This is a genomic window from Paraburkholderia xenovorans LB400 (genome assembly GCF_000013645.1).
Classification (GTDB): Bacteria; Pseudomonadota; Gammaproteobacteria; order Burkholderiales; family Burkholderiaceae; genus Paraburkholderia; species Paraburkholderia xenovorans.
Map to the genome: position 1 here is coordinate 4,003,416 of NC_007951.1, position 13,229 is coordinate 4,016,644.

The 13,229-nt window shown below is 66.4% G+C and carries 11 protein-coding genes; 9 read left to right on the top strand and 2 right to left on the bottom strand.

Annotation, left to right across the window (positions count from 1 at the left end; all coding sequences use genetic code 11):
* The first annotated feature begins 165 nt into the window (after nt 1-165).
* The 8 genes from BXE_RS17935 (at nt 166) to BXE_RS17975 (ending at nt 9,863) form a co-directional block, all read left to right on the top strand.
* Nucleotides 166-678 (top strand): cupin domain-containing protein, encoded by a 513-nt coding sequence (locus tag BXE_RS17935; protein ID WP_011489643.1) that lies wholly within the window; start codon nt 166-168, stop codon nt 676-678.
* Between the two features lie 18 nt (nt 679-696).
* The gene (locus BXE_RS17940) at nt 697-1,704 is read left to right on the top strand and encodes a HoxN/HupN/NixA family nickel/cobalt transporter (RefSeq protein WP_038458548.1); all 1,008 of its coding nucleotides are present in this window, start codon (nt 697-699) and stop codon (nt 1,702-1,704) included.
* A gap of 194 nt (nt 1,705-1,898) precedes the next feature.
* A complete protein-coding gene (locus BXE_RS17945; protein WP_011489645.1) occupies nt 1,899-3,563 on the top strand; it encodes an ABC transporter substrate-binding protein in 1,665 nt (554 codons plus the stop codon).
* A gap of 58 nt (nt 3,564-3,621) precedes the next feature.
* Nucleotides 3,622-4,632, top strand: a complete 1,011-nt coding sequence (locus tag BXE_RS17950) for an ABC transporter permease (protein ID WP_011489646.1) — start codon at nt 3,622-3,624, stop codon at nt 4,630-4,632.
* Nucleotides 4,629-5,507 carry an ABC transporter permease gene (locus BXE_RS17955; RefSeq protein ID WP_011489647.1) on the top strand — a complete coding sequence of 293 codons (879 nt, stop codon included), beginning with the start codon at nt 4,629-4,631 and terminating at the stop codon, nt 5,505-5,507. Before BXE_RS17950 ends, BXE_RS17955 begins: the two co-directional genes overlap by 4 nt.
* The gene (locus BXE_RS17960) at nt 5,504-7,681 is read left to right on the top strand and encodes an ABC transporter ATP-binding protein (RefSeq protein ID WP_011489648.1); all 2,178 of its coding nucleotides are present in this window, start codon (nt 5,504-5,506) and stop codon (nt 7,679-7,681) included. Before BXE_RS17955 ends, BXE_RS17960 begins: the two co-directional genes overlap by 4 nt.
* Nucleotides 7,682-8,032: 351 nt before the next feature.
* Entirely contained in the window at nt 8,033-9,046 is a 1,014-nt protein-coding gene (locus BXE_RS46595; protein WP_167540879.1) for a hypothetical protein, read from the top strand.
* Between the two features lie 331 nt (nt 9,047-9,377).
* The gene (locus BXE_RS17975; RefSeq protein ID WP_011489650.1) at nt 9,378-9,863 is read left to right on the top strand and encodes a Rap1a/Tai family immunity protein; all 486 of its coding nucleotides are present in this window, start codon (nt 9,378-9,380) and stop codon (nt 9,861-9,863) included.
* A 96-nt stretch (nt 9,864-9,959) separates the two neighbouring features.
* Here BXE_RS17975 and BXE_RS17980 read toward each other — a convergent pair whose 3' ends face one another.
* Nucleotides 9,960-10,805, bottom strand: coding sequence for an aldo/keto reductase (locus BXE_RS17980; RefSeq protein WP_011489651.1), 846 nt, complete (start codon nt 10,803-10,805; stop codon nt 9,960-9,962).
* A gap of 189 nt (nt 10,806-10,994) precedes the next feature.
* Between BXE_RS17980 and BXE_RS17985 the strand changes: the two genes are divergently transcribed.
* Nucleotides 10,995-11,741: a GntR family transcriptional regulator gene (locus tag BXE_RS17985; RefSeq protein ID WP_007180601.1), complete on the top strand. Its 747-nt coding sequence runs from the start codon at nt 10,995-10,997 to the stop codon at nt 11,739-11,741.
* 7 nt (nt 11,742-11,748) lie between these two features.
* Here the strand turns inward: BXE_RS17985 and BXE_RS17990 are convergent, their stop codons facing one another.
* Nucleotides 11,749-13,140 (bottom strand): CoA transferase, encoded by a 1,392-nt coding sequence (locus tag BXE_RS17990; protein ID WP_011489652.1) that lies wholly within the window; start codon nt 13,138-13,140, stop codon nt 11,749-11,751.
* Nucleotides 13,141-13,229: the final 89 nt, after the last annotated feature.

The following is a 13,229-nucleotide window of genomic DNA, read 5'->3' on the forward strand; positions in this document are numbered from 1 at the left end:
AACGGCATTCATGCCAACGGCTCGAAGCCCGTCCCTTGTGGACGGGTTTTTTTTCGTCCGCCGCGCCGCGCCCAGGGCTTCTTCACACGCACGTTTATGAACGTGCAAAAATGCCGGAAGGCGCCGTGCCGAACGCAGGGACTCACGCCCACGAGGAGACACATCATGAGCCAGGATCACGAACACCCGCATTACAACGACGTGCCGTCCACCGCGCCCGACTGGCGCGAGCATGGCGTGAAGGTCATCAAGGGCGATCAGCTCGACAGCAACACGGCGCAAACGCCGGGCATGAATCGCGCGGCGGCGATCAATGCCGCGCGCGTGGGCGCGCAGAAGATCTGGGCCGGCACCGTAACGATCCATCCGAATGCGAAGACCGGCGCGCATCATCATGGCGCGCTCGAAAGCGTGATCTATGTGGTACGCGGCCAGGCGCGCATGCGCTGGGGCGAGCATCTGGAGTTCACCGCCGAAGCCGGTCCAGGCGACTTCATTTTCGTGCCGCCGTACGTGCCGCATCAGGAGATCAACGCGAGTACCGACGACCCGCTCGAATGCGTGCTGGTGCGCAGCGACAACGAAGCGGTAGTGGTCAATCTGAACATCGACGCGGTAGAGCAACCCGAGACGGTGTTCTGGGTCGATCCGATTCACAAGCACCCGCACGATCATTAACTTCCGCCCATGCAACTCATGACGCCGACCGCTTCGCTGCGCCCTCGCCTTTTCACGCTGTACGCCGTGCTGATCGCCGCCAACCTCGGTGCATGGGCGTGGGCGCTGCTCGCGTTTCGCGACTACCCGCTGCTGCTCGGCACCGCGCTGCTCGCGTACGGCTTCGGCCTGCGTCATGCGGTCGACGCCGATCACATCGCGGCGATCGACGCCGTCACGCGCAAGCTCATGCAAACCGGCAAGCGGCCGCTCGGCGTCGGGCTGGCGTTTTCGCTGGGGCATTCGACCATCGTGATCCTCGCGACGATCGGCATAGCGTGGACCGCGCATTCGCTGCATGGCCGCTTCGAGACCTTCAAGGCCGTGGGCGGCACCATCGGCACGCTCGTCTCCGCGAGCTTCCTGCTGGTGCTGGCGGCCGTCAATCTCGTGATTCTGCGTGACGTGTGGCGCCGGTATCGCCACGTCCGGCAAAGCGGCGAATTGCCTGCTGGAACGCCGGATCCGCTTGCACCGGCCGGTCTGCTGTCGCGCGCGCTGCAACCGCTCTTCAGGCTCGTGACGAAAAGCTGGCACATGTACCCGGTCGGCGTGCTGTTCGGCCTCGGCTTCGATACTGCGACCGAAATCGGTCTGCTGGCGATTGCCGCTTCCGAAGCCGGCAAAGGTCTGCCGCTCTATTCGATTCTCGTGTTCCCCGCACTCTTCACCGCCGGCATGACGCTGGTCGATTCGACCGATAACGTGCTGATGGTGCATGCGTACGGCTGGGCTATGGACGACCCGAAACGCAAGCTCTACTACAACGCGAGCATCACGTTCGTTTCGGCGGTGGTGGCGATCGTGATCGGCGGCGTTGAAGCGTTGGGACTGCTGTCGGACAAGCTCGGTCTGAACGGCGGCGTATGGGATGCGATCGCCAGCGTGAACGAACGCTTCGGCGTGCTGGGTTACGGCATCGTCGCGCTGTTCATGGCGTGCTGGATCGGCTCGGTGCTGTTCCATCGCTGGCGCCGGGCGTTGTGACGACGATACACACCGGTCCTTTTATCCGCCAATCGGCAACCCGGTAACGCCGCAAGCACGCCGAACCCACGGGCAATCGCTTACACTGAACCCGCTTCGCTCGCCGCTTTCGTCATTGCAATACCGTCGCCGGGCCGCGCGCATCCCGCACGGCCTTTCAGAACCGGCAACAGAACGGACTGGACACTCCATCGATGAAGATTCCCGCGAACCGGTTTCCCGCACTCGGCGCAGCCCGCCTCATCGCCGACGCCTACGGCAACCACGCCATCGACGAATTCGTCGCCGGCCGCATCACGCGCCGCGATCTGCTGCGCTATGCAAGCGTGATCGGTTTGTCGCTGGCCGGCGCCAGCGTGCTGAATGCGCCGCAAGCGCGTGCGCAAGGCACCGCGGCCGCGTCGAATCAGACCATCCGCGTGGCTCACCTGACACCGGCCGGCGCGGTCGATCCGCTCACCGTGACGGACGCCGCCAGCCTCGCGCTGCTGAACCAGACCGGCGAATTCCTGATCGACGACGACGGCGAAAAGCTCGTGCTCAAGCCGGCACTCGCGTTGTCGTGGAAACCGAACGACAAAGGCGACGTGTGGACCTTCAAGCTGCGTCCGAACGTCAAGTTTCACGACGGCCAGCTGTTCAGCGCCAAAGACGTGGTCGCCACCTTCGACCGCCTCGCCGATCCGGCGAGCGGTTCGGCGGCACTTTCCGTGCTCAAGGGCGTTCTTTCGAAAGGCGGCGCCAGGGTGGTCGACGACCACACGGTCGCGTTTCATCTGGACGCGCCGAACGGCAACTTCCCGTATTACGTTTCCTCGGACAATTACAACGCCGTGATCCTGCCCGCGAACTACGCGGGCGGTTATGAAAAGAGCTTCATCGGCACGGGTCCGTTCAAGCTCGAAAAGTATCAGGCCAAGGTGGGCGCCTCGTTCGTACGCAATCCCGACTACTGGGGCGAAAAAGCGTTACCGCAACGCGTACAGTTCTCGTTCTACGCCGACGAACAGGCACAATTGCTCGCGCTGCAAGGCCATCAGGCCGACGTGATGGGCACCTTCACCGTGCAGGGCGGCGCCGGCATTCTGAACAATCCGGATTACAAGGCCGTGGGCGTGAAGTCGAGCGCGCACCGGCAGATTCACATGCGCAACGACAATCCGCTGTTCAAGGACAAGCGCGTGCGCCAGGCGCTGGCGTTGTCGATCGATCGCGACGTGCTGGTGCGCGGCCTGTTCAAGGGGCGCGCGCAACTCGGCAACGACAGTCCGTTCGCGCCGGTGTTTCCGTCTTCGGATGCGGGTGTTCCGCAACGCAGGATCGACGTCGCCAAAGCGAAGCAACTGCTTGCGCAAGCCGGCGTGCCGAACGGTTTCGACGTGACGCTGACCACCGAAAAATACATGGAGATTCCCGATCTCGCGGTGGTCGTGCAGAACGCGGCGAAGGCCATTGGCGTGCGCATCAATCTGAAGATCGAAAGCCAGTCGCTGTATTACGGCGCGGGCACGCCGGGCAAGTCGGACTGGCTGGACTCGCCGCTCGGCATTACCGACTACGGTCATCGCGGCGTGCCGAACGTTTTTCTGAATGCACCGCTCACCAGCACCGGCACATGGAACGCCGCGCACTTCAGGAATCCGCAATACGATCAACTGGTCGCACAATTCGTCGCGGCCATCGATCTCGGCTCGCAGCGGAAAATCGCCGGGCAGATCCAGACGCTGCTGCTCGATGAAACGCCCATCATCATTCCGTTCTTCTACGATCAGCTGATCGCCATGCGCAAGGGTGTGAACGGCGTGCGCTTCACCGCGCTCGCGCAGCTCTACTTCGACCGCGCGGTGTTGAGCGCGTAATGCCGGACGCCCGAGGTTGAGCGCCCGAGCGCCAGCGCGTTCTGCGCAGGAGAGCATGATGTCGAGCACGGTGACCCCTTCCACTTCCTCCGTGTCGCGCGGCAACGCGGGCCGCGTCGTGCGTTTTCTGGCTACGCGTGTCGGCTTGTCGCTGATCACGCTGTGGCTGCTCTCGGTGATCGTCTTCGCCGGCGGACAACTGCTGCCCGGCGATATCGGCCGCGCGGTGCTCGGCCCGCTCGCCGATGCGCGCGCGGTCGCCGCGCTCAATCATCAGCTCGGCGCCGACCGTCCGCTGCTGACGCAATACGTCGACTGGATTGCGCATTTCGTGCGCGGCGACATGGGGCTGTCCTATGCGTATCGCGAGCCGGTCGGGCCGTTTATCGCCAACGCGCTCGCGCATTCCGCGAAGCTCGGCTTGCTCGCGTTCATCGTCGTCGTGCCGCTCGGCATTGCGGGCGGCGTGTGGTCGGCCATGCACGCGGGGCGCTGGCTCGATCGCACGATCAGCATCGTGGGCTTGTCGGCCACGGTAGTGCCGGAATTCGTTTCGTCGATCGTGCTGATTCTGGTGTTCGGCGTGTGGCTGCGCTGGCTGCCGATCGAAGCGTCGTATCCGCCCGAAGCGAGCGCACTCGAACAGTTGCGTCATCTGGTGCTGCCGGTGCTGCCGCTCGTGCTGGTGTTCTTCGGCTACATCGCGAGAATGGCGCGCGCCGGCACCGTCGAGGCGCTCGACGCGGACTATACGCGCACCGCGATTCTCAAGGGCCTGCCGCGCCGCATCGTGATCTGGCGGCACGTCTTGCGCAACGCGTTGCTGCCCACCATCACGGTCGCCGCCACGCAGCTCGGCTATATGATCGGCGGGCTCGTGGTGGTCGAGACGCTGTTCCACTATCAGGGCATCGGCTCGCTGATCTACAACGCCGCCAAGGCCAAGGACTTTCCCATGCTCGAAGCAGGCGTACTGACGATCGGCGTGGTCTACACCGTCGCCAATCTCGTCGCCGACGCGCTGCACGTCCTGCTCAATCCACGCTTGCGAGTGAGGAGCGCCGAATGAGCACGATCGTTCCGCCAGCCGCGCCGCCCACTGCGCGTCCGGTTACCGAGCCGCGTTTCGACCAGTTGCGCGTGCTGCTGCGCTCGCCCACCTTCGTGGTGGGCGTGGTGATCGTCGCGTGGTGGATCGTCTGCGCGATCGCCGGGCAATGGATCGTGCGCATCGACCCTTACGCGTCCGATCCGCTCAACTCGCTGATGCCGCCGGATCGCACGCACTGGTTCGGCACCGATCAACTCGGGCGCGACGTGTTCTCGCGCGTGATCGTCGGCGCGCGCGACATTCTCACCATCGCGCCGCTCGCCACCCTGCTCGGCACGGCGGCGGGCACCACGTTGGGGTTGATCGTCGGCTACTTCGAAGGCTGGGTCGACAACGTGGCCGGACGCGCCATCGACGCCGTGCTCGCGCTGCCGCTCGTGATCGTCGCGCTGCTCGCGCTGGCCGCGGTGGGCGCGTCGAACTTCACCGTGATCCTCGTGATCGGCATCACCTTCACGCCGATCACCGCGCGCACCGTGCGCGCCGCCGTGTTCGCCGAACGGCATCTGGACTACGTCGCGGCGGCGCAACTGCGCGGCGAGCGCGCGCCCTACATCATGTTCGCCGAGATTCTGCCGAACGTGCTGCCGCCCGTGATCGTCGAGGCGACGGTGCGGCTCGGTTACGCGATCTTCGCGGTCGCCACGCTGTCGTTCCTCGGCTTTGGCATCCAGCCGCCGTCGGCCGACTGGGGTCTCGCGCTGTCCGAGTCATACACGCTGATGGCGGGCGGCGCATGGTGGACCGTGGTGTTCGCGGCCGGCGCGATTGCGAGCCTCGTGGTCGGGGTGAATCTGATCGCCGACAGCGTGCAAGGCGTGCTCGACCGATGAACGGCCCGCCGCCCTCCTCGTTCCCCGCCTTCGACGTCTCGAAGAGCGACCGCACGGACGCGCTGACCGTGATCGGTCTGACGGTCACGTACCGCGTGCGCGGACGCGATCGCGAGGTGCTGCAGGACATTTCGTTCCGCGTGCGGCGCGGCGAAGCGTATGGTCTCGTCGGCGAGTCCGGCTGCGGCAAGTCGACCGTCGCGATGGCGGCGCTGCGCTATCTGCCGCGCAACGGCAAAGTGAAGGCCGGCAAGATCGTCGTCACCGGCGAGGACGTGCAGAAGCTCGATGCCGACGCGTTGCGCACCATGCGCGCCCGGACGATTTCAATGGTCTACCAGGACCCGGGGCGCGCGCTGAATCCGTCGCTGACGATTGCGCGGCAAGTCTCCGAAGCGTTCGAAGCAGCCGGCGTCGCGCGCCACGAAGCCTTGCGGCGCACGCTGGAGATGTTGCAGCGCGTGCGCATCGCCGCGCCCGAGCGGGTGATGGATAGTTATCCGCATCAATTGTCGGGCGGCATGCAGCAGCGCGTGGTGATCGCGATGGCGCTCGCCTCGAACCCCGCGCTGCTGATTCTCGACGAACCGACTACCGGGCTCGATGCTACCGTCGAGGCCGAAGTGCTCGACCTCGTCGCGCAGTTGCGCGAGGAACTCGGCACGGCTGTGCTGTTCATCAGCCACAACCTCGCGGTGATCGGGCGGATGTGCGAACGCGTCGGCGTGCTTTACGCGGGCAAACTGGTCGAGGAGGGCGCGACGCAAGACGTCTTCACGCGGCCGCGCCATCCCTATACGGTCGGACTGTTGCGCTGTCTGCCCACGGCCGGGCGCAGCAAGGACAGCGAGCGGCTCGATACGATCGCCGGCAGCCTGCCGTCGATGGGTATGGCGGCGCAGGGCTGCATCTACGCGGAGCGCTGCCGCCTCGCCGACGACCGCTGCCGCCGCGAAGCGCCGCCGCCGTATCGCGTGAGCGCCGCGCACGGCGATCAGATGTCGCGCTGCCATTACCACGAACGCGCGATCGAATTGCCGCGTGCGAGCGCGCAAGCCTTGGCGGAGCGCAACGGCGCGCCGCTCGACGGCAAGCCGCCTGCTCTCGTGCTGCGCGCGGAAAAACTGTCGAAGACGTTTCACGTGTCCGGCGCGCCGCTGCGCGCGGTGGACGACGTCTCAATCGATCTCGCCAGCGGTGAGACGCTCGGGCTCGTCGGCGAATCGGGCAGCGGCAAGACGACGCTCGCGAGGCTGATGCTCGGCCTGCTCACGCCGGATGCCGGCAGCGTGCTCGAACTGGATGGCGAGCCGCTCGCGGCACGCGTCACACGACGCAGCGACGATCAGATCAAGTCGCTGCAGATCGTTTTCCAGAATCCGGACTCGGCGCTCAACCGCGCGCATTCGGTGAAACGGCTGATCGGCCGCGCGCTGTCGCGCCTCACCACATTGCGCGGACCCGCGATCGACGAACGGCTTGCCGCGTTGACCGCCGCAGTGCGCCTGCCGCAGCGCTATCTCGACTCGCGCACGCGGCAACTGTCCGGCGGACTCAAACAGCGCGTGGCGATTGCCCGTGCGTTTGCCGGCGAGCCGCGCGTGGTGGTGTGCGACGAACCCACTTCCGCGCTCGACGTTTCCGTGCAGGCCGCGATCCTGAATCTGCTCGCCGATCTGCAGCGCGAACGTGGCGTGAGTTACGTTTTCATCTCGCACGACCTGCACGTGGTGCGCTATCTGTCGGACCGCATCGCCGTGCTGTATCTGGGCAGGCTGCTGGAAATCGGCCCGGCGGCGGCTGTGTTCTGCGGCCCGCATCATCCTTATACCGAAGCGCTGCTGTCTTCGGTACCGACGCTCGATGGCCGCGGCGGCGCAACCCGCATCCGGCTATCCGGCGATCTGCCGAGCGCGGTATCGCCGCCATCGGGCTGCGTGTTCCACACGCGCTGCCCGCGTAAGCTCGGCGCGATCTGCGAACAGCAGGACCCGCCGTTCCTCGACGCCGGCGCCGCGGCAGGGCCAGCCGCGCATCGGATCCGCTGCCACATTCCCGTCGACGAATTGCGCGCGCTGCAAGCCGCTTCACGCGATGCCGCGGACAACGTCGCGAGGAAGATCCCGGGCACCGGCTCCGAAAACGCGCCAGAAAATGCCGGGCGCGACGAATAGCGTGGCGTGATGCGGCCGCGCGTTTCATCGCCGAAACGTTTTCGCGTGTTTTTTCCGCCTGCGCAACGCACATCCTTATCCGCTACCCGCTGCCGCAACGCTTTGCGGTCAATGGCATGGATATCGCTAAGTACCGGCCAGACATTCGCAGCCGGCGAGAGGCGCAGCAGCGGCGCGACGCTGGACGACGGGCGGCAGAACGGTACCGGGAAAAAAGCGATGGGCGATTGACCGGCAGCGGCAAAGCACACTCGGGGGCGACGAGGCCAGCGTGCAGACCGACCCGGCGTCGCCGACTCAGCGTGAGAGATGGCGGCAACGAGGTGCCGTCGTTCCCTCGGGAGAGACGTGATGAAGACCACGAGATTCAATCAGTACTACTGCGGGGTGATACGGAGCACTGCGATCGTAGCAGGTGTAGTTGCGATAGCGACTCAGGTCGCGTATCCGGCCTCGACGGATGTGATCCCGCAGTGGATCGTGCTCGCCGATGCTGCGCTGCCAGCCAGCGCCGTGCATGGCGCGGCGCAGCTCGCGCAGGACGACGGCGCCGCGGCGGGCAGCTCGACTACCGGCACGTCGAGCACGGGCATCGCGGCCGGCGAGCCGACCGCCGCCGATGATGCCGCGCTGGTGTTTCGGCCGCACGACTGCAGCAGCGCCAACGTCAGTGGATGCGCGCCCCGTGGTGGCGGCAGCGGCAGCAACGGGGCGGCGGGTTCGGGCAACAGCGGCGCCGGCGGCGCAGCCGGGGCGGCGGGTTCGGGCAGTGGCAGCGCCGGTGCAAGCGGGGGCGGCAAGGGGAACGGCAACGGAAGTGGTAATGGAAGCAGTGGCGGCGGAAGCAGTGGCGGCGGGAGCAGCGGCGGCGGGAGCAGCGGCGGCGGAAGCAGCGGCGGCGGAAGCAGCGGCGGCGGAAGCAGCGGCGGCGGAAGCAGCGGCGGCGGAAGCAGCGGCGGCGGAAGCAGCGGCGGCGGAAGCAGCGGTGGCGGAAGCAGCGGCGGCGGAAGCAGCGGCGGCGGAAGCAGCGGCGGCGGAAGCAGCGGCGGCGGAAGCAGCGGCGGCGGAAGCAGCGGCGGCGGAAGCAGCGGCGGCGGAAGCAGCGGTGGCGGAAGCAGCGGCGGCGGAAGCAGTGGCGGCTGCGGTTGCGGAGGCTCCAGCGGCGGCGCCGGTGCAGGCGCCGGTGCAGGCGGCGGTAAAGGCGGTGGCTTTGGCGGCGGTTTCGGCGGTGGCAAAGGTGGTGGTTTTGGCGGCGGCTTCGGTGGCGGTTTCGGCGGCGGCTTTGGCGGAGGCTCCGGCGGCGGTCACGGGGGCAAGGGTAGCGGAGGGAACGGTGGTGGCAATGGCGGAGGAAACGGGCACTAGCAATCGCCCGGTCCAGGAGCAGGGAGCCCCCGTGCCCTGCTCCCGCCAACGACATTCTCCGGCACACCGTTCGCTGTCCGCCGGCGTCGGCGGTGATGACCCGATCCCCCGGTCGGGCGTCACCGCCCGAGGCCGGTCCGTTCGGACGTTCCACGTAAGCGGGCCGGCAAGCCGCCGTGAAGCCGGTCCACATCATGCGAACATGCACATGGAGCGCGCCGGCAAAGCGGCTACACATCAAACAATCGGTCGCTCATGGGTGCATGACCGGAACCAAACCGGGGCGATTGCCTCATATCAGATTCAACGTTCGATATGAGGGCACCACAACATGCAACGAAACGTCCCACCCTCCGCGGCACACGCGGTCACCGGCCTGTTGATGGCCGCCGCGCTCAGCCTCGCATCGCTCGCTCATGCGCAAACGCCAGCGCAAACACCCGCCCAAACACCCGCACAGCCGCTGTCGCCCACGCTCTCGCAAGCCGCACCGCCGGTCGATCCCACCTTCTCCGCCTATTCGCTCGCGCAGACCTGCAAGCAGAAAAACGATAACGTCGCCCAAGGGCAATGTGTCGGCGCGATTCGCGGCATCATCCACGGCTATCAGTACGGCGTGCTGTTCCTCGGTCAGCGCACGGCCCTGCCGGCCAATGAAACGCAGCGCGTGTCGCTGTGTCTGCGCAATACGCAGGTGTCGTCGATCGTCGACGAATTCGTCGCGGACGCCGCCCAGGTCAACGAAGATTCGCTCAGGCACACCCCCGCGGAAGTCGCGGTGCTGGGTTCCGTGCACATGCACCACAGTTGCAATTGATCAGGCGCCCGCCGCGGCCATTGCGCGTGCGACGCCATCGATAAGCCGCCGCCCGCGGCGAACCGTCCGTCGCGCGGCAAACGGGCGCCGCCGCGCTTACAGCATTTCGAGCGGACGCTTGCTGCGCGGCGGTTTGAAATACGCGTCGATGGCAGCCAGTTCATCCGCGCCGAGTTGCAGTTGCGCCGCGCGATGGTTGTCGCGCACATGCTCGGCGCGCCCCGCCTTCGGAATCGCGAACACGCCGGGCGCGAGCAGCACCCATGCGAGCGCCACCTGGAACACCGAGACGCCGCGCGCGTCGGCGATATTGTCGAGCGGCGAGCGTTTCGGCAAGCGTGCGTGATCGACCGGGCTGTACGCCATAGCCGGCATCTTGCGCGCGGCGAGCCACGGCAGCAGTTCGAATTCCGGCCCGCGGCGCGCCACGTTGTAGAGAATCTGATTGGTTGCGCACGCATCGCCGCCCGGCGTGGCGACGAGTTCTTCCATGTCCGCGGTGTCGAAGTTGCTGACGCCCCAGTGGCGAATCTTGCCCGCCCGCCGTAACGCCTCGAAGCCCTCGACCGTTTCCGCGAGCGGCACCGAGCCGCGCCAGTGCAGCAGATACAGATCGAGCTGATCCGTCTTCAGACGCTTGAGGCTCTGCTCGCAGGCCGCGATCACGCCGCGCCGGCTGGCGTTATGCGGATACACCTTGCTGACCAGAAACACCTTGTCGCGCAACCCGGCCAGCGCAACGCCCAGCAGAGATTCGGTCGCGCCGTCGCCATACATTTCCGCCGTGTCGATCAACGTCATGCCGAGTTCGATGCCGCAACGCAGCGCGTCGATCTCAGCGGCACGCCGCGCCGGCACCTCACCCATCTCCCAGGTGCCCTGTCCCAGTTTCGGAATGCGTTCGCCGTCGGGCAGGCTCACGCTTGCGATGTCGCTCGTCATGCTGACTCCTCGAAGTGGCTCAATGGTCGGCAATGCCTCAGCGCAGGCGAATGCGCGGCGTATGCCACGAAAACATAGCGACGAGTTTAGCGGTTCAACGGACATTCGACCGGCCACCAGGCAAAAGCCCGCTATAACACCGCGCGCCGATGTCATAGAATTGCCGCTTGCCCTTCTTGCGTGAGTTCCATGACCTCTGCCTCGGAAGACCGCTGGCGCGATCTGCGCCCGGACCCGGAAAACGACACGCCGCTCTACCTGCAACTTGCCCGCAAGCTCGGGGCCGCGATCCACGAAAACCGCTGGAACGCGGGTGAGGCGCTGCCTTCGGAACGCGTGCTCTCAGAGGCGCTGGGCGTATCGCGAATCACTTCACGCAAGGCCATTGCCTTGCTGGTCGAGCAGGGATTGATCCGGCGCACTCAGGGCGCGGGCAGTTTCATCACGCCGCGCTACGAAGATCCGCTGTCGCGTTTGTCGAGCTTTAGCGAAATGCTGCGGCGGCGGGGTTTTACGCCGAGTTCGAAGTGGCTGTCGCGCGAAATCCTGCCGGCAAACCGCGACGAGGTGATTCAGCTCGGCTTGTCGCCGGCCGCGGCGGTCACGCGCTTGCGGCGCTTGCGACTGGCCGACGGCATCGTGATGGCGGTCGAGAATTCCACCTTCCCCGCTGCGGTGATTCCCGATCCGCAAGCTATTGGCGATTCGCTGTACACGTACCTGGAGAATCGCGGACTGACCATTGTCCGCGCGCTCCAGCACTTTCGCGCGGTGAACGCGAGCGAGGAAATCGCGCAGCAGATGAGCATCGCCCCGAACGAGGCGCTGCTGTTGATTACGCGCGTGGGCTACACCGCCGATCAGCGGGCGATCGAGTTGACCGACACGTACTGCCGCAACGATTACTACGACTTCGTGGCGGAATTGAGGAAGTAAGGGCACCTCACTCCCACCTGGCCTCGTGCGCGCCCACGCGGCTTGGCGGCAGCGCGAAAAACGCAGGCGTCTCGTCCAGCACCTCGGCCGGTTGCACTCCCAGCACGCGGCCAAACTCCGACTCCACGCTCGCGAGGCAATCGCGCACATCATCGAGCGCGACCTCGGGCGCTTTCCAGCCCTCGGGAATCTGCCCGAACGACTGCAGCCACCGGCCCGTTTGCGCGAGCGAAACGCGCACATGCCAGCTTCCGCCTTCGGTTGCCCGCCGTGCCAGCGCGGCCATCGCACCGAAGGCCGCCAGATACCCGGTCGCATGATCCAGCGCCTGACACGGCAGATGCTTCGGCTCGTTCCACCCCGCCGCCTGGCGTTCGGTAAACGCGATTCCGCTTGCCGACTGCACCAGACTGTCGAAACCGCGCCGCTGAGCCCAAGGTCCCTCGTGCCCATAGGCCGACACCGAAACGTAGACGATCCCCGGCCGCATACGCGCCAGCTCCTCGGGACCGAAACCGCGCGCGGCCAATGCTCCCGGGCGATATGCCTGCAGAAATACATCGGCGGCGCCGGCAAGGCCGCGCAGAACCTCGCGCCCCTGCGCTTCGCGCAGATCGACGAGCGCCGAGCGCTTGCCGCGACCGTTGTCGATCACCAGCGGCGCAATGTTCGGCAGATGCGGCCCGTTGATCATCAGCACCTGCGCGCCATGCTGCGCGAGCGCACGGCCGGCGACGGGCCCGGCGATGATGCGCGACAGATCCAGCACGCGCACACCCGCCAGCGGCCGGTCCGCGCCACGCTGACCGGGCGATTCCGTGGGCGCGTCGCCGATGCGCTCGATCTCGAAGAGCGGCAAGCCCGCAATCGCTTTGGCCTGATCGAGCGCGGCCCACTCATCCGGCGTGCGAATCAACGCCGCGCACAGGCCCGCGTCGGCGAGCGTCTGGTCGAGCGTCGCGCCGTCCCAGCCGCGAATCGCGGCGGCCACCGCATCCCGACCGTTCGCGCAGCCAAGTACGTTCAATACGCCCTGCAGATGATGCGGGAAGTTCGTGTGCAGTTGAATCCAGCGGCCGTCGCGCGTCTCGTAGAAGCCCATCACCGGATCGCGCAACGCGGGCGGCGGGCCGTCGTTGATACGCAAATAGCGTTCGCTGCGAAACGACGCCAGCGCTCGCCGCATCGCCACCGTCACGTGTTGCCTGCGACCTGTGCGCAGACGGTGGTATTCGGCGGCCGCGAGTCCGGTCGCGGCGATGCTTGCCGAAGCGAGGGTGCCCACCCGGTAGACGGACGGCAAACCGGGATCCGCGCCCGTGAGCGTGACAGACCTCAGCGCGCTCGGGTCGCACCCGGCAAGCGTCCAGATATGTTTGAGAGCGAGTTCAGGCGTCATGGCGTTCCATAACAGAGCAGGAGGAAGTGCACCGAGTCTAGAAGTCCGCCACGCCGCAATCAATCTTGATTATGATAATCAACATATAT